Raw genomic sequence first — 18618 nt, forward strand, 5'->3', positions numbered from 1 at the left:
CCATCGTCACCGGCTGCTCGGGGCGCCCGCCGGCGCGGGCGGGCTCGATCCCGGGGCCGTCCGGGCCGCCGGAACCGGGTCGGGCGGCGGATAGGCGGGGTCGGTCAGGCAGGTCGAGAGCCAGGTCTCGGCATCGGCGTCCGGGGCCAGCTCGACGTCGAGGACGGGCCGAGGGCCCGCGGGTGCCGCTGCCGCGCCGGCGGCGGCCGGGGCGGCAGGCCGTGCCCAGCGGCCGTCGGCGTTGTCGGGACCCGGGCATTCCGCGTCGTCGCCCCCGCCGATCGTGCAGGTCGCGACCGTGCGCGCGGCGCCGTCGACGACCCGCGCGACCGTGCGCGTCTCGGAGGTGTGGCCGCTCGCCCAGTCGTCGGACAGCGTGCAGACCCGGTCGCCGTTCTGGTAGCGCCGGCTGCCGAAGCACCCGTAGACCCGGTCCTGCCCGACGGGCAGGAAGTCGCACGCCGCGTCGAACCCCGCGAAGGGGCCGCCGGTGAACCGCGCCGCGAAGGCCCGCTGCCGCAGCGCCGCCGCGATCCAGTGCGGTCGGGCCGGATCGCTCTTCGAGCGGCCGGACAGGTCCTCGGTCCGTGCCCGGATCGCCTCCAGCACGACGGCGCGCGCGTCGGCCGCGTCCGGGTCGCCGAGCCACGTGTCCCGGGCCGCCACCCAGCGCTTCTGGCTGGCGACCAGCATCGCGCGGATCTCGGCGTCGTCCGTGCTGTGCAGGAGGCCGGAATAGGCCGCACCCAGGGCGGCGTCCGCCTTCCGGAGCGCCGGGTCGGCGCAGATCATGCGCTCGAGCGGGCTGGCCGCCTTGCGGCAGTCGATCGCGCGGGCCGACGACGGCGCCAGGAGGGTTGCGGCGAGGGAGGCGGCGATGGCTGCCGCGAGGGTGGCCGCCGGGAGGCGCGTCACGGCCGGTCCCGCGCTGAGCATCGCCCCGAAGCTCGCACCGGACTGCGCATCGGAACCTCGCCTCTGGGCCGCGTGCCTGGAGCCGGTCGACATCGGGGGCCTACTGCGCCGCGGCATCGACGATGCGGCACAGGTTCTGGTCGACATCCTGACCGATCTGACCGGCCTGCACCATGAACAGGGCGTCGACCCGGCTGCCCGCCCCGGCCTTGCGCACGACGACCCGCAGCGTCTGCGGTCGCCCCGAACCGGATGTCTCCTGCTGGGCCGTCAGGGTCCCGAGCGCCTTCTCCACGTGCACGCCCACGAACCCCTCGGCCAGGACCGCCCGCGTCACCCGGTCGAACGCGGCCCTGGGGCTGACCGAGGGGAAGATCATCCATGTCTTGTAGGTGATGGCCTGGAGCATCGGCGTCCCCTCGCTCCGGTAATGGTCGCGGCACGTCTCCGCCGCGGCCGCGGGGAGCGGGAGCGTCGACAGGATGGTCGCGTAGATGAATGCGTTCCGCATCGATCCCATGGGGCGCCTCTCACTTCGCTCTGCTGGTGGTTCTGTCGATGACCTGCCGGACCTGTGCAGCGGGGGCCGGTCAGGCGTGGATTCGTCGGATGAGCGAGGCCGGGCCGCACCGGCCGGCCCCGCAGGGTCTCATAGCTGCGGCGCGGCCGCTGGCCGGGGGCGCGGCGCCGGCGCCATCGCGCGCGGCGGCGGAGGCTCGGTCCGAGGCGGCGCGCCGGGCGCGTCCGCCGCGGCCGCCTCGGACTTCGGAGGCTCCGCGACCGGTGCCGGCCGCGGGGCCGCGACCGAGCCGCGGACCGTGTCGCGCAGGAAGTCGCCGGTGCTGGTGCCGGCCTCCCGGGGGGCCGGAGCCGGCGTCGCCCGGGCCGCCGGCGCGGCCTGCCCGGCGCCGCCCGCGCGCGGGACGGGCGCCTGCGACACCGCCGGGGCCCGGCGGGGCTCGCCCGGCGGCACGGTGATCCGGAACGTGTACGGCACCGTGGACCCATCCCCGAAGGTGACGTCGATCGACAGGGTGTCGAGTCCGGAGAAGTCGGGCCGTGCCGTGTAGTAGAGCGACATCGAATCCTTCTTGGCGTCCTCGCAGCCGTCCGGCTGCCGGATCTGCGCCCCGGTCTCGTCGACCTTGCCGCTGAGGATCCGGAACTCGCGCCGCTGCTCGATGCGCCCGCCGCGCGGCGGCCTGACGAGCTCGATCGTGGCCGCGCGCGAGCGGCACCCCTGCGTGGCGAAGTAGTAGGTGAAGCCCTGGAGGAAGATCCGCTGGCCGGGGCGCGCGGTCTTGTTCTCCACCTCCGCCCGGGCCGGCAGGGCGAGGCAGAGCGAAATGCAGAGCGGCAGGCAGAGCGCCGATCCGGGGGCGAGGACGCCGGCGCGCCGACGCGGTCGGGTCGGTGCCGCGGATCGGGGGGCGTTCGGGAGGCGCTGATGCACGGGACTCGTCCTCGGCTTGGCGGTGGGGGCGCGGGCGGCCGGTCCGGCCGTCCGCGCCGGAGCTGCGTCAGAGCTGCGGCGCGGCGGGCGGGCGCGGCGGTGCCAGCTGCTGCTGCGGCGGCGGCGCGGGCGTGCCGGACACGGGCGCCGCGGCCTCGGCGGCCTTCGGGGGTGGCGCGGCCGGCGCCGGCCGGGTGGCCGGGACCGCGCCCCGGACCGCGTCGCGCAGGAAGTCGCCGGTGCTCGCCTCCCGGGGTGCCGGAGCCGGAGTCGCAGCCGGAGTCGCGGCCGGAGTCGCCCGCTCGGCGGGAGCGGCGCGCGCCGCCGGGGCCGGCCGCGCGAGGCCCGCGTCGCGGGGGGCGGGTGCCTGGGACACCGCCGGCGCCCGCCGGCCCTCGCCCTCGGGCACCGTGATCCTGTAGGTGTAGGTGGCCTCCTCGCCGGTGACGAACGTGACGATCACCGACACCGTGTCGTGGCCGGCGAAGTCGGGCCGGGCCGTGTAGTAGAGCGTCCGCGCGTCCCGCTCGACGTCCTGGCAGCCGTCCCGCGACGGGGTGCCGTCGATGTTCTGGCCGAGGACCAGGAACTCGCGCCGCTGCTCGATGCGGCCGCCGCGCGGGGGCGTGACCAGCTCGATCGCGGCCGCCGGAACGGACGGGCAGCCCGGTCGGGTCTCGTGGGTGGCGTAGCCGTCGAGGCGGACCCGCTCCCCGGGCCGCGCGGTCACGCTCGTGGATCCCGCGAGCGCCGGTCCCGCGAGGCAGAGCCCCAGGAGGCCGACGAGGATCCCGGTGCCGCCGGCCCCTCCCGTCGTAACGCGTCGTGCCATGGGATCCTCCTCGGGTTCGCGGGTCGGGCGGTTCCGGTCCGCGGCGAGAGCCTCACTTCGCGTCGCCGCGCGTCAGGACCGGCTTGCCGCCGTCGGTACGGAACCGGACCGCGTAGGTGCTGTTCGCCGACTGGGCGTTGCAGGTGATGACCACCGGGCCGCCCATCGGGTTGGGCATCTCACAGGTGCCCTTGACCTTGAAGGTGGACTGGTCGCGCTCGGCGTACATCAGCTCGTCGACGGGCTGGTGCAGGGTGCCGCCCTCGACGAAGCCCTTGGCCGAGGCCATGAACGCCATGGCCTTGCCGTCGGTGGTGCCGAAGATGAACCCGGCCTTCGGGCTGCCGACGACGGAGGTGTTCACCGCCTCTGGGGCGCAGGTCGCGGTGAGGTCCTCCCCGTCCATCATCAGGGACTCGCAGCGGCCCTTGAAGGACAGCTTCAGGAACGTGCCCGGCGGCGGATCGCGCCCCTCCGCGCCGTCGCGCGGCGGAGGCGGCGCCTGTGTCGGCGCCTGTGCCGGTGGCGGCGACGGCGGCGGCGACGGTGGAGTCTCGGGCGTGGCCGGAGCGCGGGCCTCGGCCCGCCGGTCCCAGCCGCCGCGGGGCTGGCCGGGCTGCCAGACGCAGAGACGGGCGCCGTCATTGTCCCAGCAGGGGCCGCTCGGCGACAGGGCGCCGAGGGCCTCGGCGGCGCGCAGGCCCCCGGACGACCCGTTCCAGAAGGCCGTGGCCTTCAGCGGGTTCTGCGGGTCGCGGACGAGCTGCGCCACGACGTCGAGCTTGCCCGCGGCGTAGGAGCGGATCTCGAAGCCGCGGGCGCCGGTCTGCCCGGTCTCCGACCGGAACTGGCAGGCCCCGTCGAGGCGGACATCGCCCGCGACCTCGAGGTAGCAGTCGGCGGCCCGCGGGGCGCCGGCCTCGGGCGCCGCCGCGGGGGCGCCGCCGAAGCCGGGGCGGCCCTCGCCGACCTTCCAGGCGCAGATCCGGCTCCGGGACCCGGTCCAGCAGGCGCCCTCCGCGGTGACGCTGTCGGCGGGGCCGTCCTCGGGCTTGCCGCCGGGCTCCCGGTTCCAGGTCGCCGTGCCCTGGCCGGGCGCCGTCACCGACACGACCACGCCGTCGCGCAGGTAGCCGTTGGTGTAGGTGGCGAGGCGGAACCCGCCCACGCCGTAGCTGCGCGCGTCGGTCAGGAACTCGCAGACCCCGTCGATGACGGTCCTGCCGTCGGCCGCGAAGAAGCAGTCGGCCTTGCGGACCTTGATCTGCGCCTGCGCGGCGGCGGGCAGGAGGAGGCCGGCCAGCAGGCCCGCCATCAGGCCCGCCAGCAGGGCGGCGGCGCGGTGGGCGGTGCGGCGCCCGGCCCCAGGGTCCGGGAACCGCGCGGGATCCTTGCGGCGGGGGCCCATGGCCGTCTCCTATGGATTGCCGAGGAGGCGGCGCGCCGCCTGGATGGTCCGGTCGTTGCGCTGGTCGACGACGCGGCCCTGGTAGAGATTCCGGTCGGCGAGGCGCTGCTGGAGGGCGGCCCAGAAGCCGGCGCCCCACTGGTCCTGCTCGAGATTCTGCAGGATCTCGTTGGACTTGAGCTCGAGGGCGCGGATCGTCAGGTCGGCCGCCTTCGCGGGGTCCCGCTGCAGGCCGGCGCCGCCGAGGTCGTACAGGAAGGCCGCCGAGGCCGCCGCGGGGGCGAAGGAGCGCTCGACCGCGAGGCGCTCGAGATACCGGGCCGCCAGGGGTCCGTCCGGCGCGGTGACCCGCTGCTCCTTGTTGGCCGGGGACAGGTGCATCGCGGCGTAGAGGTACTGCGCCACCGGGACGCCGCTCTCCGCCAGGCCCCGGAGCTTCGCCGCGTCGGCGGCATTGGAGACCGCGCTCTTCGACAGCGCGATGAGCTCCTCGACGCTCGGCGTCGCCGCGGGCGGTGCCGGAGGCGGCGGGCCGGCGGGCTTCGCGGCGCCGGGGTTGCCGGCTCCGGGGTTGCCGGCTCCGGTGTTGCCCGCCCCCGCACTGCCAGCTCCCGCGTTGCCCTGCGGGCCGGCACCCCGGCCGGCCAGGGCCTGCACGGCCGCGCGCGTCTGCGGCGTCGCCGTCCCGTCGGCCGGCCCGGTGTAGAAGCCGCGCTTGGCGAGGTCGCGCTGGATCGCCGCCACGAGGTCGGGGGGCTGCCGGCCGAGCTCGTCCGTGAAGGCGGTGACCGCCCGCGGCAGCTTGGCCGCCACCGTGTCCATGTAGAGGTCGGCGGCCTTCTGCGGATCCCGCGAGACGCCGCTCGCGGCATCGGTGTAGCAGCCGGCGATCCAGTAGAGCGTCGACCAGGAATCGAGGTAGTTGTTCCGGGCCGCGACCGGGTTCGCCTGGAAGGCCAGCCCGTAGCGGCAGCCCCGCTTGAGATCGTGCTGGCCGCGGGCGGGGTCGAGCAGGAGCTCGGTCATGCCGCGCTGGGCCCCGGGGAAGCCGAGGTCGGCGGGCTTCTGGTAGTAGGTCAGCGCCTTGGCGGCGTCGGGCTTGACCGGGTTCTTGGCGTAGACCGCGGCCCATTCGGGATTGTAGAGGGCGCCCATGAACGAGCGGGCGCTGACGTCGCCGGCCTCGGCGGCCGTCCGCAGCTTCTCGAAGGCGGCCCTGTCGCCGTCCTTGCCGGCCTTGTCGAGCAGGTCGAGATAGAGCTTCTCGTTCTCCTTGCTGTCGGCGGGCTTGCCCCACTCGCCCGCGGGCTTCAGCAGCGCGAGGGCGAGGCCGGCCAGGAGGGCGACCGCGGCCTGGGGTAGGACCAGCCAGGCGAGGCGGTAGCGCGCGTCCGCGTACCAGAGCGTCGCGTGCGCCCGGAGCCGGTCGGTCCCGATCGTGGCGCCGCTCATGACTTGGCTTTCATGTAGGCGCGCAGGGCCGTGATGACCGCGGAATTGCGCTTGTTCTCGACCGGGAGCGTGTAGAAGCCGCGGGCGGTCAGCGCGGCCTGGATCGCGCCCCAGAACCCGTCGCTCCAGTTGCCCGCCTCCGGGAACAGCAGCCAGAAGGTGATCTGGTCGTCCTTGAGGTCGACGCCCCGCAGGGCGAGGGCCGCCGCCTTCCCGGGATCCTTGGCGACGTTGCCGTAGCCGGAATCGTACAGCACCGCCGCCTCGCCGGCCGCCATGCCGTTGCCGGCGGCCGCGGCGCGCTCGTAGGCGGCGACGGCGACCTGCGCGTCCGGCGCGAAGACGTCGCCCTTGTTCATCACCGGGTTGAACAGGCGCGCGTAGGCGGTGAGCGCGTCCGCGTCCCCGGCCTCGGCGCGGCTCTTCAGGTCGGCCATCTTCCGCCGGTCGCCGGTCCGGGCGGCGGCCTGGAGGGCCAGCACCTCCGGATCCGGGCCCTTGGGCGTCACCCGCCGCGGCTCGGGCCGCGGGGTCGCGACCGTGTTGGTGATCCCCGCCTCCACCTGGAGGGCCGTGATGATCCCGGGATTGGGCCGCCCGTCCACCGGGCCGATGTACCGGCGCTGCTCGGCCAGGTGCCGCTGGATGCCCGACACCAGGGCGGGGTTCTGCTGCCCGAGATTGTTGATGAAGGCGTCCATCGTCGGCCGGTGGCGGCGCCACAGCACCGCGGTCACCAGCCCCCCGGCCCGCACCGGGTCCTGCGGCAGGCCGCTCTCGGGCTCGACGTAGCAGGTGGCGAGCTTGACGGTCAGCCGCTCCTCGCCGGTGATCGTGCGCTCGAGCGTCTCGGGGGCGTCGATCCAGGTCTGGGCCAGGCGGCAGCCGCGCCGGAGGTCGCGGTTGGGGTTGGCCGGGTCGAGCAGCACGTCCGCGAGGCGCGTGACCGCCAGGAGATCGCCGATCGCGGCGCCCGGTCCGTAGAGGGCGGCCGCCCGGACGAAATCGTTCGGCGCGGGCTTGTTCGGGAAGTAGGCGGCGGTCAGGGGGTCGTAGAGCGTCCCGAGCTTGGTCGCGGCGTCGATCTGGCCCTGGGTGGCCGCGGCGGTCAGCGCGTCGAACGCCTTGCGGTCGCCGTCCTTGCCGGCCCGGTCGCGCAGGGCGCTCAGCTCGGCGAGCCGCGCCTTCGAGGCGGTGGCCGGCTGACCCCAGACACCCTGCGCGGCCAGCGCCATGCACAGGCCCGCCACCGCGCAGGTCACGGCCTGTGGCAGGGCGAGCCAGGCCAGGCGGTAGCGGCGATCGTCGTACCAGAGGGCCGCGTGCGCGCGCAGCCAGTCCTCGCGGGCGATGCTCATGGCTGCGACGGCTCCCGGGCCGTCACGACAGGGCGGCGGGGCGCGGGGCCCCGCCGCCGAGCGCCCGCTCGACATCCACGAGCTCGAACTGGCCGTAATCGCCCAGGGGATCGCTGGCGAGGCGCATCGCCTGGGCCTCGCGCAGGCGCTCCAGGAGCGTGCGCATCTCGCGGGCATTCGCCCAGTCGTGCCGCTGCGCGCGCTGCTCGACCCACGGGATCAGCAGGGTCTCGAAGCGCGGCGGCAGCCGGAACGATTGCCGCGACGCCATCAGGCGCAGGATCTCGACGAGGTCGTACGGGTCGTAGGCCGGGAACGCGACGGTCTTGGTGAAACGGCCGGCGAGGCCGGGATTCGTGTCGATGAACCGGGCCATGTCGCCGGTGTAGCCGGCGACGATCACGATGATCCGGTCGCGGTTGTCCTCCATGAACTTCAGGAGGGTGTCGATCGCCTCCTTGCCGAAGTCGCTGCCGCCCCCGCCGCCCTCGGCCAGCGTGTAGGCCTCGTCGATGAACAGGATGCCGTCGAGGGCCTCGCGGCAGCGCTCCAGGGTCTTGGCCGCGGTCTGGCCGACGTAGCCCGCCACCAGCCCGGCCCGGTCGACCTCGACCACGTGCCCCTTCCGCAGGACGCCGAGCGTCCGGAAGATGTCGCCCATGATGCGCGCCACCTCGGTCTTGCCGACGCCGGGCGGCCCGGTGAACACCATGTGCTGGCTCACCGCGCCGACCTCGATGCCCTCGGCGCGGCGCCGGGCATCGACCAGCACCCGCGCCGCCACGGTCTTCACCTGCTCCTTGACCGGCGCGAGCCCGATCATCGCGTCGAGGCGGGCCATGACCTTCCGGGCCGCGTCCATGTCGACCGCGCCGCCGGCCTGGCGGCCGAGGGCCGCGGCGATGTCGGCGGGTTCGAGCCGGTTGATGTCGCCGCCGGGGCTGGCGGCGAGGCGCAGCGCCTGCGCCTGGCGGGCCTTCTCCAGGACCGTGCGCATCTCGCGGGCGTTGGCCCAGTCCTCGGCCTTCGACCGGGCCCCGACATAGGCGGCGAGGTCCTTCTCGAACCCCTCCGGCATGACGAAGCCCTGGCCCGCGGCCATGCGCTTCAGGATCTCGGCGAGCTCCGGCGGGCTGTAGGGCGGGAACTCGACGGTCTTGGTGAACCGGCTGGCGAGGCCGGGATTCGCGTCGATGAACCGGCGCATGTCGTTGGTGTAGCCGGCGACGATCACGATGATCCGGTCGCGATTGTCCTCCATGAACTTGAGGAGGGTGTCGATCGCCTCCTTGCCGAACTCGCCGCCGCTCCCGCCGCCGGGAGCCAGCGCGTAGGCCTCGTCGATGAACAGGATGCCGTCGAGGGCCTCCTTGCAGCGCTCCAGGGTCTTGATCGCGGTCTGGCCGGCGTAGCCCGCCACCAGCCCGGCCCGGTCGACCTCCACGAGGTGGCCCTTGCGCAGCACCTTGAGCGCCTTGAAGACGCTGCCGAGGACCCGCGCCACCTCGGTCTTGCCGACGCCGGGTGGCCCGGTGAACACCATGTGCTGGCTCATGGCCGCCACCGGCAGGTTCTGGGCGCGGCGCTGCTGCTCCACCTGCATCCGGGCGATGACGCCCTTCACCTCCAGCTTCACGGGGTCGAGGCCGACCATGCCGTCGAGGGTCGCGAGCGCGGTGGCCAGGAGGTCCTTCTTCTCCGCGGCCGCGCCGTCGTCGACGAAGCGGATCGGGCGGATCTTGCGGCTCGCCCGGGCCCGGTCCAGGGCGCGCCGCGTCGCCTCGATCCGCGCCGGGATGTAGCTCGCCGCGAGCAGGCCGCCGACGAGGCCGCCGAGGATCAGGCCGTTGCGCAGCAGCGCCGACGGCGTCGCGGCGAGCGACCCGAGCACGTCCGGCCGCAGGGCGACCAGCAGGCCGGTGGCACCCAGCACGATGACCGCGAAGAGCGCGACCGGATGCTTGTCGAGGCGTTCCATGGACGTGGCGAACCTTGGTGCTGGCCCTGGTGATGGCCTGGGTGCTGGGCGCGCGTGGCCCCTTGGGCCGCCCTCAGGCGTCCTCGCCGGTGGCGCGGAGCAGGTCGACGATCTCCAGGCGGCGCAGGTCGCCGCCCTGGAGGGCGACCCGGGCGGCCTGGGCCTCGCGGGCCTTCTCCAAGAGGGTCCGCATCTCGCGGGCGTTCGACCAGTCGTCGGCACGAGACCGCTGCGCGAGCCAGGGGGTCAGCGCCGCCTCGAACCCCTCGGGGAGCGTGAATTGCTGCCGGGCCGCCATGCGCCTCAGGATCTCGCAGAGATCCTTCGGGCTGTAGGGCGGGAACTCGACGGTCTTGGTGAACCGGCCGGCGAGACCGGGATTGGTGTCGATGAACCGGCGCATGTCGTTGGTGTAGCCGGCGACGATCACGATGATCCGGTCGCGGTTGTCCTCCATGAACTTGAGGAGGGTGTCGATCGCCTCCTTGCCGAAGTCGCCGCCGCCCCCGCCGCCGGCGGCCAGGGTGTAGGCCTCGTCGATGAACAGGATGCCGTCGAGGGCCTCGTGGCACTTCTCGAGGGTCCTGGCCGCGGTCTGGCCGACATAGCCCGCCACCAGGGCCGCGCGGTCGACCTCCACGAGATGCCCGCGGCGCAGCACCTCGAGGGACCGGTAGATCTCGCCGATCGCCCGCGCCACCTCGGTCTTGCCGACGCCGGGCGGCCCGGTGAACACCATGTGCTGGCTGATCGCCGCCACCGGCAGGCCCTCGGCGCGCCGCCGCTGCTCCAGCTCCAGCCGCGCGATCAGGGCGTTGACCTCGCGCTTGACCGGCGCGAGCCCGACCATGGCCTCGAGATTCGCGATCACGGCCTCGGGGGACCGGGCCTCCACGACCCGGCGCGGCGCCACGATCAGGCGCGGCAGGGCCAGCAGGCCGCCGGCCGGCTGCCCGAGGCCGGCCTCCGCCTTCCGCGCGGCCGTCGCGGTCGCGGCGAGGCCCAGAGCCGCCAGCAGGGCGACGGCGATCCCGATCGCCGCCTTCCAGCGCAGCTCCGGCCCGGCGGCGTTCCACCAGGCGATCGGGCCGTAATCGGTGCTCAGCAGGAGCGGGGTGAGGACCGCGACCACCAGCCCGGAGACGACGAAGGGGAGGATGGCGGATTTCGACATCCGTCAGCCTCCGCAGGGCTTGCTGGTATTCCAGATCACGGGGATCCGCTGGACGCCGCCGGTCGTGTCGATCTTCAGGCCCGGCGTCAGCTCGACGAAGACGTCCTTGGCGGCGCCCTCGATGGTGATCTCGCCCTTGCCGGTCTCGTAGGGCGCCGGGAACGGGACCGCGACGTTGATCGGCCCGTCGGCGACGTTGAAGGCGGGGGACAGGTAGTTCCCGGCCCGGATGCGCACCACGCCGCCGGCATCGGCCGCCATCTTCGAAAGGCGCATCTGGCCCAGCGGGGCCCGGCAGGCCTTGGCCTCCGCGACGATCTTGTCCTTCTCGTCGGAGGGCAGGGTCTCGGCGGCCTTGTCGATCTCGCCCGCCTTGACCAGCGTCAGGGCCGGGCGCGCGGCCGTCCCGGCGGTCTCGCCGCCGCCCGAGAGCAGCACGCCCGCGACGGCGCCCGCCGCCACCAGGCCGCCCACGATCGCGATGAGGCTCGGCGAGAGGCCCGGCTTGGCGGCGGGCGGGGCGCTCGGGGCCGCGCGGGGCTCGGAAAGCCTATCCTGAGCCTGCCGCTCAGCATTCTGGTGTTCGACTTCCGACATCCAGCGGGCCCCCGAACATGGAACGACGTAATTCGTGCGTCGCGTCGGCGCGCACGACATGACCTGCAGCCTCGCTCTTTTTGGAAAGATTCGAAGAAATTAGCGGGCCGATGCCTGTCACCATGACCGGCCGACTTCTAGGCAGGCGGAAAAAACCGGTCTACTAGTGTATATGACCTATCGTCGCAGCCTTGACACGCCGGGGATTTTCCTCGGCATGGCTCCGCGCCGCGACGTCATGGGGATAGATTCCGATGCTGCGACCGGGAGTGGCATGAACGGCTCCGCGCGAGAGACCCTGATCGTTGCCGACGATCACCCGCTGTTCCGCGAGGGCATGCGGCGCATCGCGGAGCGGCTCTACCCGCAGGCCCTGGTCCGGGAGGCCGCCACCATGGAGCAGGTCCTGGCGATGGCCCGCGCCGGGGCGCCCCCGCGGGCGTTCCTCCTCGACCTCCTGTTCCCCGGCCTCGATCCCCGCCACTCCATCGGCGCGCTGCGCGTCGAGTTCGAGCGGGCCTCGATCATCGTCGTGTCGATGATCGAGGACGAGGGCCTGATCCGGACCGTCATGGCCGAGGGTGCCGACGGCTTCATCGGCAAGGCGCTGCCCGCCGCGGAGATCGCCCAGGCGATCGCGGCGATCCGCGACGGCGAGTTCGTGATCCGGCGCAGCCCGGTCTCGGGTCTCGCCGCGCCGCGCGGCCCGCTCCCGCCCCTGACGCAGCGCCAGCGCGACGTGCTGCGCCTCGTCGCCCTGGGACGCACCAACAAGGAGATCGCCCGGGAACTCGAGATCTCCCCCTTCACCGTCCGCATCCACGTCTCGGCGCTCCTGCGCGCCCTCGACGTGACCTCCCGGTCCGCCGCGGCCGCGAAGGCCGCCACGGCCGGCGTCGGGGATTGAGGAGGCGGACCGTGCGGCGGGGCCGATCGTACACCTGTCCGAATGGCCCGGTGCCGGGCTCCGTGGCAGAGCCCGGCGCATGAGACGGGCGGGACGGGGAGACGGGCGCGCGGCCCGCGGGCGTTTTCCGACGGGTCCGGCCCTGGCGGTGCTGCCGGTGCTGGCTGCCGGGCTCGCTGCCGCGCCCGCCGCGGCCGATCCCGACCTCGCCATGCTGCCGCACGCCACGGTGCTGGCGGCGATCTGCGGGCGGCCCGCCGACAAGGAGGCCGAGACCTGCCGGATGAAGGACGGCCGCACGGCAGAATTCTGGACCGCCGCGATGTTCTCCACCGAGACCGGGAGCCGGTTCACCGGCTTCGTCACGATGCCGGCCCCGGGCGCGGACGCCGCGGCGCCCGACCGGCGGAGCGTCGCGGCCGCCACCTACGTCCTCAAGGATATGCGCTGGCGCCTCGAAGACGTGCAGGTCCTGTCCGGCCGGATCGGGACCGGGAACCGCAACGGCGGCGCCCCGGAGGTGGACGAGCGGCTCGGCGCCGTGTTCAGGCCGCTGAGCCGGGGCCGCCTCCTGATGGGCCTGCGCCTCACGGTCTACGGGACGGCCGGATCGCAGGGCTTCTCGTACCTCCTCCTCCAGTTCCGCGACGCGCCGGCGCACTGGACGCTCGCGGGCGAGGTCGCGGCGGGCGCCGACGAGACGGCCGGCTGCGCGGAGGATCCCTGCCGGCTGGGATCGAGCGCGGGGCGGCTGGAGATCCTGCCGGAGGATCCGCGCGACCCCGCCGCGTGGCCCCCGGTCCGGGTCACGCTGAGCGGCACCGTGCTGGGCGCGGACGGGGCGCTGCGTCCGGCCACGGACCGGGATGCCCGGGTCTATCGATTCGATCCGGGCGCCGGTACCTACCGCTGACGGCGCCCGCGAGCGTGCGTGCGGCCGGTCGACGAGATCAGACCTGCAGTGAAGTAAAAAATAATCTGCCGCATATTTTCCGCAGGAACGTCTCGATGCAGCACGGGGACCATTGTAGCGGAGACTGAATAAGCGGTTCTAGCACCGAAGACTCGTCCGCGCCGCCACATCGCGGGCTCCCGTCGCGTCTGGTGGCGTCGATCACCTTCAGGTAGACTTGTCAGATCTGTCCGCGATCGGCGACGGCGGCGCGCCGTTGCCCGGATCCCGGGCGGCGACGCGGCAGGGCGACTGCACGATGAAGCGACAGCGGGAGACCGGGGCCGGCACGGCGCGATTCAGGGCGGACGCCGCGGGGTCCGCTCCGGCGGAGCGGGTGCCCTGCCTCGGTCTCGGTCTCGGCGTCGCAGCCGGCCGGGCCTGAGCCGCCGATGTTCGGGTCGCGGCGCCGGCGGGACGAGGCGTACGACAACGAGAAGGCGCAGGCGCTGATCCGGGCCGTCGTCATCGGCCTCGCCTGCCTGTATCTCCTGCCCCAGATCTACGGCGGGATCGCCCCGCCGGAGGCACGGTTCGTCGCCTATCTGGTGACGTGCCACTGGGTCTTCGCCGTGGCGCTGTACGGCTGGATCAGCCGCAATCCCGGCAGCAACACGCCGCGCCGCGTCGTCACCTTCCTCCTCGACCTCGGCGGGATGACCTACACGATGGCGGTGGGCGGCGCGCCGTTCCTGCCGCTCTACGCGATCGTCATCCGGCTGATCGTCGGCAACGGCCTGCGCTACGGCGTCACCGCCCTGAAGGCGTCCACGGCGGCGGCCCTGGTCTCGATCGCGGTCACCACGTACTTCAACGCGTACTGGCGCGCGAACCCGTTCCTCGTCCTGACGCTGACGGCCATCACCGTCCTCGTGCCGACCTACATCTACAGCCTGCTGGAGCGCCTGCGCGGCGCCTACGAGCGCGAGCAGGAGGCGAGCCTGTCCAAGTCGCGCTTCCTGGCGCAGGCGAGCCACGATCTGCGCCAGCCGATCCACGCCATCAGCCTGTTCACCGCCTGCCTGCGCGGCGCCCGGCTGGGGCCGGAGGAGCTGCAGATGGTCGAGAACATCGACCGGTCGCTGCAGAGCGTCTCGCGCCTGTTCAAGTCGCTCCTGGACATCTCGACCCTCGACAGCGGACGGGTGGAGCCCCGGCCCGAGCCCGTCGCGATCAACGACATCCTCGAGGATGTCCGGCGCCAGAACTCCGAGGCCGCCCAGATCGCCGGGACGGCCCTGCGCAGCCGCGCCTGCGCGGTCGTGGTGCGCACCGACCGGGCCCTGCTCACGACCATGGTCCAGAACATCGTCAACAACGCGATCAAGTACGCGCCCGGCCGGCCGATCCTGATCGCCTGCCGCCGGCGGGGCGACCGGCTCGCCATCCAGGTCTACGATCGCGGCCCCGGGATCCCGGTCGCGCATCAGGAGCGGGTCTTCGACGAGTTCTACCAAGTCCGCCGCCGCGGCGACCGGGACGTCGAGGGGGTGGGCCTCGGCCTGCCGATCGTCCGGCGGCTCGGCGCGCTCCTGGACCTGACGGTGACGCTGCGCTCGGTGCCGGGGCGCGGGACCTGCGTGACGATCGGTGACCTGCCCCTCGCCCGGGCCCCGCAGCCCGCGGCCCTCCCCGCCCGGCTCGACCCGCCGGCGACGATCGGCGGCCTGCGCGTGCTGCTGGTGGAGGACGACGCTGCCGTGCTGCGGGCGACCGCCAGCCTGCTGGAGAAATGGGGCTGCCGCGTCCGGCCCGAGACCGGGATCCCCGACGCCGTGCCGGAGATCGACCTCCTCATCACCGATTTCGAGCTCGGGAACGGCGTCACGGGGACGGACTGCATCGCGGCGGTCCGGAGGCTCGCCGGCCGCCCGCTGCCGGCGGTGGTGATGAGCGGCCACGACGAGGCGCGCGTGCGCGAGGATCTGGGGGCGCCGGACATCCCGATCCTCTCGAAACCGGTCCGGCCGGCCGAGCTGCGCTCCGTGCTCACCGCCGCGAGCCTCCGGCTGCGCCCCCGGCCGGCGCCGGCCGCGTGAGGCGCGGTCGGCGCCCTACCGGGCCGGTTCGCCCGGCTCCCTGCCCGGCTCCTCGCCGGGACGCGCGGTCCCCGTCCGGCCGCCCTGCTGGTCGAGCATCGCCCGGAGCAGCGCGTCCCGCGCGAGGCCGTGCTCGGTCGCGATGCGGTCCACGATCCGGAGCGCCTGCGCGGCGGGAGAGCGGTCCGTCACCGGCAATTGCGCGAAGGCTTGGCTGAGTCGCGTTCCCGCGACGTACCCGATGACGATCCCGACGAGGACGCCGCAGGCGCCGGCCAGGATCAGGACGCCGAACTTCATGACTCACCCGCCGGCTGCCGCGAGACTGCCGGCCTTCTGACCATCCCGCGCGGGTGATCTCAAGAGGCGGGCGGCCGGCTCGGCGGCCCCGGTCGCCGCGTCAGCCCTGCTCCGCGCGGTCCGCGCCGTCGCGGGCCTCGGCCTCCCGCCGGGCCGCGCGGGCCTGGGCGATCAGGTCGACGGCCGTCAGCGGGGCGTTCGCCCCCACGCCGCCGGCCAGCAGCAGGCCCGGCGGCACCGTCCGGACCTGGGCACGGCCGCCGCGGACGCCGCGGCGGCCGGCCCTTCGATCGGTCGCGTTCGTCATGACAGCGCGCCGCCCGTCAGCGCGGGCCGGCCTGCGGCCGCGGCCGCGGAACGGCGATGGTGACCAGCTCGCCGGTGATCGGATCCAGGATCGTCATGGGCCCCCCCGTGGTTGTGCCCCATGGCGGACCTGAATTGTGTTTTAACATTGGCCAACCAGGGCCGTGTGCACAGATTTGGCGGTCGATATCGGCCCCGGCCGCGCTCCGATTGTTGATTATCCGTCCCGATATCCGGATCGAAGTGCCGTATTCGCAGGCCCGGCGCCGGCGGGACGTGCGGCGGGCGCGCTAGACGGACATCCAGCGGAGCACGTCGGCCTCGACCATCCCGGCCCGGGGGCCGGCCAGCACCACTTGCCCGCGATCCATCACCGCGTAGGAGTCGCAGAGGTCCCGGGCCCACTCGAAATACTGCTCGACCAGCACGATCCCCATCTCGCCCTTGCCGCGCAGGTAGGTGATCGCCCGGCCGATATCCTTGATGATCGAGGGCTGGATCCCCTCGGTGGGCTCGTCCAGCACGAGGAGCTTCGGCCGCGTCACCAGCGCCCGGCCGATGGCGAGCTGCTGCTGCTGGCCGCCCGAGAGGTCGCCGCCGCGCCGGTTCAGCATGTCCTTGAGCACCGGGAACAGGTCGTAGATCTCCCCCGGGATATGGCGGTCGCGGCGCCTGAGCGGCGCGAAGCCGGTCTCCAGGTTCTCCTTGACGGTGAGCAGCGGGAAGATCTCGCGGCCCTGGGGCACGAAGGCGATCCCGGCGCGCGCCCGGTCGTAGGGCGCGAGGCCCTGGATCGGGCGGCCGTCGAGACGGATCGCTCCGGAGCGCACCGGCTGCTGGCCGACGATCGCCCGCAGCAGCGAGGTCTTGCCGACGCCGTTGCGGCCCAGGACCGTGGTGACCCGCCCGGCCTCGGCCGTCAGCGAGACGCCGCGGAGCGCCTGCGCGGCGCCGTAATAGAGGTCGATGCCGTCGACGGAGAGCATGGTCATCGTCCCAGATACACCTCGACGACCCGGGGGTCGGCCGAGACGGCGTCGATCGAGCCCTCGGCCAGCACCGCGCCCTCGTGCAGGCAGGTGACCCGGCAGCCGAGGTCGCGGACGAAGTGCATGTCGTGCTCGACCACCAGCACGGCGTGCTCGCCGGCGATGCGGCGCAGCAGGCGGGCGGTCTCGGCGGTCTCGGCGTCGGTCATGCCGGCCACCGGCTCGTCGACCAGCAGGAGCTTGGGGTCCTGCGCGAGCAGCATGCCGATCTCCAGCCACTGCTTCTGGCCGTGGCTGAGATCGGCCGCCGGGCGGCCCCGGTGGGCCAGCAGGCCGACGGTCTCCAGCAGGGAATCGATCCGCGCGGCCTCCACCCGGTTGCGCCAGCCGAACAGGGACGCGAAGGCGGCGCGCGGACCTTTGAGGGCGAGCAGGATGTTGTCGGCGACCGTGTGGCTCTCGAACACGGTGGGCTTCTGGAACTTGCGGCCGATGCCGAGGTCGGCGATCGCCGGCTCGTCGCTCCTGAGCAGGTCGTGGGTGCCGTCGAACAGCGCGATGCCGCTGTCCGGCCGCGTCTTGCCGGTGATGCAGTCCATCATGGTGGTCTTGCCGGCGCCGTTCGGGCCGATGATCGCCCGCAACTCGCCGCGGGCCAGCGTCAGCGACAGGCCGCGCAGGGCCTTGTAGCCGTCGAAGGTCACCCGCAGGTCGTCGAGGTAGAGGAGCGCGTCCGTCTCGCGCTTCCGGTTGGCGGGGCCGCGGGCAGCGGCATCCGGCGGTTCGAGGAGGTCGGTGCTCACGAGCCCTGCCCTTCTTCGGCGAGTTTCGGGGCGATGGCGGGCTCCGGCGGCAGCTTGGCGGCGGCGCGCCGGGAGCCGAACCGCTCGATCGCGGTGCCGACGAGGCCGCGCGGCAGGAACAGCGTCACGAACACGAACAGGCCGCCGAGCGCGAACAGCCACGCGTCCGGCATCGCGCCGGTGAGCACGGTCTTGGCGTAGTTGACCAGCACGGCGCCGAGCGCCGCGCCGACCAGCGTGCCGCGACCGCCCACCGCCACCCAGATGACCGTCTCGATGGAGTTGGTGGGCGCGAACTCCCCCGGATTGATGATGCCGACCTGCGGCACGTAGAGGGCGCCGGCGACGCCCGCCATCATGGCCGAGACCGTGAAGGCCAGCGTCTTGAAGTGCTCCGGCCGGTAGCCGAGGAAGCGCGTGCGGCTCTCGGCGTCGCGCACGGCGATCAGGATCTTGCCGTAGGCCGAGACCGTCATGACCCGGGCGATCAGGTAGCCCAAAGCCAGCGCGATTCCGGTGGCCACGAAGATGCCGACGCGGAAATTCTGTGCCTGAACCGAGAGTCCCAGGAGATCCTTGAAGTCGGTCAGCCCGTTGTTGCCGCCGAGCCCCATGTCGTTGCGGAAGAAGGCGAGCATCAGCGCGTAGGTCAGCGCCTGGGTGATGATCGACAGGTAGACGCCGGTCACCCGCGACCGGAAGGCGAGCCAGCCGAACACGAAGGCCAGCAGGCCCGGCACCAGCAGCACCATCAGGGCCGCGAAGGCGAAGTGGTCGAAGCCGTACCAGTACCAGGGCAGCGCCTTGTAGTTCAGGAACACCATGAAGTCGGGCAGGACCGGGTTGCCGTAGACGCCCCGGGCGCCGATCTGGCGCATCAGGTACATGCCCATCGCGTAGCCGCCGAGGGCGAAGAACGCCCCGTGGCCGAGCGAGAGGATGCCGCAATAGCCCCAGACGAGGTCGAGGCTGACCGCGAGCAGCGCGTAGGCGAGGTATTTTCCGAAGAGCGAGACCAGGTAGGTCGGCAGGTGCAGGCCGGAGCCCTCCGGCACCGCGAGATTCAGCACCGGCACGGCGAGGCAGAAGGCGGCCAGGACGGCGAGGAAGATCCAGCCCTTCAGGTCGATGAGGGGGGTGCGAGGCGGCATGGGG

At 73.5% G+C, this 18618-nt stretch carries 18 protein-coding genes; 3 read left to right on the top strand and 15 right to left on the bottom strand.

All coding sequences use genetic code 11. The annotated features are described in order from the left end of the window. Positions 1–6 precede the first annotated feature (6 nt). The 10 genes from BM419_RS14095 to BM419_RS14140 form a co-directional block, all read right to left on the bottom strand. Positions 7–915: a lysozyme inhibitor LprI family protein gene (locus BM419_RS14095; protein WP_244540769.1), complete on the bottom strand. Its 909-nt coding sequence runs from the start codon at positions 913–915 to the stop codon at positions 7–9. A gap of 100 nt (positions 916–1015) precedes the next feature. After that, positions 1016–1435, bottom strand: coding sequence for a hypothetical protein (locus tag BM419_RS14100; RefSeq protein WP_091926779.1), 420 nt, complete (start codon positions 1433–1435; stop codon positions 1016–1018). Between the two features lie 129 nt (positions 1436–1564). Further along, positions 1565–2368 carry a hypothetical protein gene (locus BM419_RS14105; RefSeq protein ID WP_091926780.1) on the bottom strand — a complete coding sequence of 268 codons (804 nt, stop codon included), beginning with the start codon at positions 2366–2368 and terminating at the stop codon, positions 1565–1567. Positions 2369–2435: 67 nt separating this feature from the next. Further along, complete coding sequence (locus BM419_RS14110) at positions 2436–3200, bottom strand: hypothetical protein (RefSeq protein WP_091926781.1); 765 nt, start codon at positions 3198–3200, stop codon at positions 2436–2438. Between the two features lie 52 nt (positions 3201–3252). Further along, on the bottom strand, positions 3253–4608 hold the full coding sequence (locus BM419_RS14115) for a hypothetical protein (RefSeq protein ID WP_091926782.1): 1356 nt from the start codon (positions 4606–4608) through the stop codon (positions 3253–3255). Between the two features lie 9 nt (positions 4609–4617). After that, positions 4618–6060, bottom strand: coding sequence for a peptidoglycan-binding domain-containing protein (locus BM419_RS33230; RefSeq protein WP_091926783.1), 1443 nt, complete (start codon positions 6058–6060; stop codon positions 4618–4620). Continuing rightward, the gene (locus tag BM419_RS14125) at positions 6057–7418 is read right to left on the bottom strand and encodes a hypothetical protein (protein WP_091926784.1); all 1362 of its coding nucleotides are present in this window, start codon (positions 7416–7418) and stop codon (positions 6057–6059) included. The genes BM419_RS33230 and BM419_RS14125 overlap by 4 nt, the downstream gene beginning before the upstream one ends. A 22-nt stretch (positions 7419–7440) precedes the next feature. Continuing rightward, entirely contained in the window at positions 7441–9396 is a 1956-nt protein-coding gene (locus tag BM419_RS14130; protein WP_056530780.1) for an AAA family ATPase, read from the bottom strand. Between the two features lie 73 nt (positions 9397–9469). Continuing rightward, the gene (locus tag BM419_RS14135) at positions 9470–10570 is read right to left on the bottom strand and encodes an AAA family ATPase (protein ID WP_091926785.1); all 1101 of its coding nucleotides are present in this window, start codon (positions 10568–10570) and stop codon (positions 9470–9472) included. A gap of 3 nt (positions 10571–10573) precedes the next feature. Then, positions 10574–11167: a hypothetical protein gene (locus BM419_RS14140; RefSeq protein WP_091926786.1), complete on the bottom strand. Its 594-nt coding sequence runs from the start codon at positions 11165–11167 to the stop codon at positions 10574–10576. 274 nt (positions 11168–11441) lie between these two features. On the opposite strand from BM419_RS14140, the gene BM419_RS14145 reads away from it, so the two are divergent. The 3 genes from BM419_RS14145 to BM419_RS14155 all read left to right on the top strand — a co-directional run bounded on the left by BM419_RS14145 (position 11442) and on the right by BM419_RS14155 (position 15065). Beyond that, positions 11442–12074: a LuxR C-terminal-related transcriptional regulator gene (locus tag BM419_RS14145; RefSeq protein WP_042671988.1), complete on the top strand. Its 633-nt coding sequence runs from the start codon at positions 11442–11444 to the stop codon at positions 12072–12074. Between the two features lie 79 nt (positions 12075–12153). Beyond that, positions 12154–12987 (top strand): hypothetical protein, encoded by an 834-nt coding sequence (locus BM419_RS14150; protein WP_091926787.1) that lies wholly within the window; start codon positions 12154–12156, stop codon positions 12985–12987. 431 nt (positions 12988–13418) lie between these two features. Continuing rightward, positions 13419–15065 carry a hybrid sensor histidine kinase/response regulator gene (locus BM419_RS14155; RefSeq protein ID WP_091926788.1) on the top strand — a complete coding sequence of 549 codons (1647 nt, stop codon included), beginning with the start codon at positions 13419–13421 and terminating at the stop codon, positions 15063–15065. A gap of 15 nt (positions 15066–15080) precedes the next feature. Here BM419_RS14155 and BM419_RS14160 read toward each other — a convergent pair whose 3' ends face one another. The 5 genes from BM419_RS14160 to urtC all read right to left on the bottom strand — a co-directional run bounded on the left by BM419_RS14160 (position 15081) and on the right by urtC (position 18614). Continuing rightward, positions 15081–15365: a hypothetical protein gene (locus tag BM419_RS14160; RefSeq protein ID WP_091926789.1), complete on the bottom strand. Its 285-nt coding sequence runs from the start codon at positions 15363–15365 to the stop codon at positions 15081–15083. A gap of 100 nt (positions 15366–15465) precedes the next feature. Further along, positions 15466–15672 carry a hypothetical protein gene (locus BM419_RS14165; RefSeq protein WP_020095148.1) on the bottom strand — a complete coding sequence of 69 codons (207 nt, stop codon included), beginning with the start codon at positions 15670–15672 and terminating at the stop codon, positions 15466–15468. 289 nt (positions 15673–15961) lie between these two features. Further along, positions 15962–16657, bottom strand: coding sequence for an urea ABC transporter ATP-binding subunit UrtE (gene urtE, locus BM419_RS14170; RefSeq protein ID WP_091926790.1), 696 nt, complete (start codon positions 16655–16657; stop codon positions 15962–15964). A 2-nt stretch (positions 16658–16659) separates the two neighbouring features. Then, positions 16660–17370: an urea ABC transporter ATP-binding protein UrtD gene (gene urtD / locus BM419_RS14175; protein ID WP_042675143.1), complete on the bottom strand. Its 711-nt coding sequence runs from the start codon at positions 17368–17370 to the stop codon at positions 16660–16662. Positions 17371–17459: 89 nt separating this feature from the next. Next, positions 17460–18614, bottom strand: coding sequence for an urea ABC transporter permease subunit UrtC (gene urtC, locus BM419_RS14180; protein WP_026605241.1), 1155 nt, complete (start codon positions 18612–18614; stop codon positions 17460–17462). Positions 18615–18618 lie beyond the last annotated feature (4 nt).

It is taken from the genome of Methylobacterium sp. yr668 (assembly GCF_900116245.1).
Taxonomy (GTDB): Bacteria; Pseudomonadota; Alphaproteobacteria; order Rhizobiales; family Beijerinckiaceae; genus Methylobacterium.

What these genes read in the sequence shown, in the direction of transcription:
- BM419_RS14100 (WP_091926779.1), bottom strand. Translation starts at nt 1,435, where the DNA reads ATGGGATCGATGCGGAACGCATTCATCTACGCGACCATCCTGTCGACG.
- BM419_RS14110 (WP_091926781.1), bottom strand. Translation starts at nt 3,200, where the DNA reads ATGGCACGACGCGTTACGACGGGAGGGGCCGGCGGCACCGGGATCCTC.
- BM419_RS14115 (WP_091926782.1), bottom strand. Translation starts at nt 4,608, where the DNA reads ATGGGCCCCCGCCGCAAGGATCCCGCGCGGTTCCCGGACCCTGGGGCC.
- BM419_RS33230 (WP_091926783.1), bottom strand. Translation starts at nt 6,060, where the DNA reads ATGAGCGGCGCCACGATCGGGACCGACCGGCTCCGGGCGCACGCGACG.
- BM419_RS14125 (WP_091926784.1), bottom strand. Translation starts at nt 7,418, where the DNA reads ATGAGCATCGCCCGCGAGGACTGGCTGCGCGCGCACGCGGCCCTCTGG.
- BM419_RS14130 (WP_056530780.1), bottom strand. Translation starts at nt 9,396, where the DNA reads ATGGAACGCCTCGACAAGCATCCGGTCGCGCTCTTCGCGGTCATCGTG.
- BM419_RS14135 (WP_091926785.1), bottom strand. Translation starts at nt 10,570, where the DNA reads ATGTCGAAATCCGCCATCCTCCCCTTCGTCGTCTCCGGGCTGGTGGTC.
- BM419_RS14140 (WP_091926786.1), bottom strand. Translation starts at nt 11,167, where the DNA reads ATGTCGGAAGTCGAACACCAGAATGCTGAGCGGCAGGCTCAGGATAGG.
- BM419_RS14145 (WP_042671988.1), top strand. Translation starts at nt 11,442, where the DNA reads ATGAACGGCTCCGCGCGAGAGACCCTGATCGTTGCCGACGATCACCCG.
- BM419_RS14150 (WP_091926787.1), top strand. Translation starts at nt 12,154, where the DNA reads ATGAGACGGGCGGGACGGGGAGACGGGCGCGCGGCCCGCGGGCGTTTT.
- BM419_RS14155 (WP_091926788.1), top strand. Translation starts at nt 13,419, where the DNA reads ATGTTCGGGTCGCGGCGCCGGCGGGACGAGGCGTACGACAACGAGAAG.
- BM419_RS14160 (WP_091926789.1), bottom strand. Translation starts at nt 15,365, where the DNA reads ATGAAGTTCGGCGTCCTGATCCTGGCCGGCGCCTGCGGCGTCCTCGTC.
- BM419_RS14165 (WP_020095148.1), bottom strand. Translation starts at nt 15,672, where the DNA reads ATGACGAACGCGACCGATCGAAGGGCCGGCCGCCGCGGCGTCCGCGGC.
- urtE (WP_091926790.1), bottom strand. Translation starts at nt 16,657, where the DNA reads ATGCTCTCCGTCGACGGCATCGACCTCTATTACGGCGCCGCGCAGGCG.
- urtC (WP_026605241.1), bottom strand. Translation starts at nt 18,614, where the DNA reads ATGCCGCCTCGCACCCCCCTCATCGACCTGAAGGGCTGGATCTTCCTC.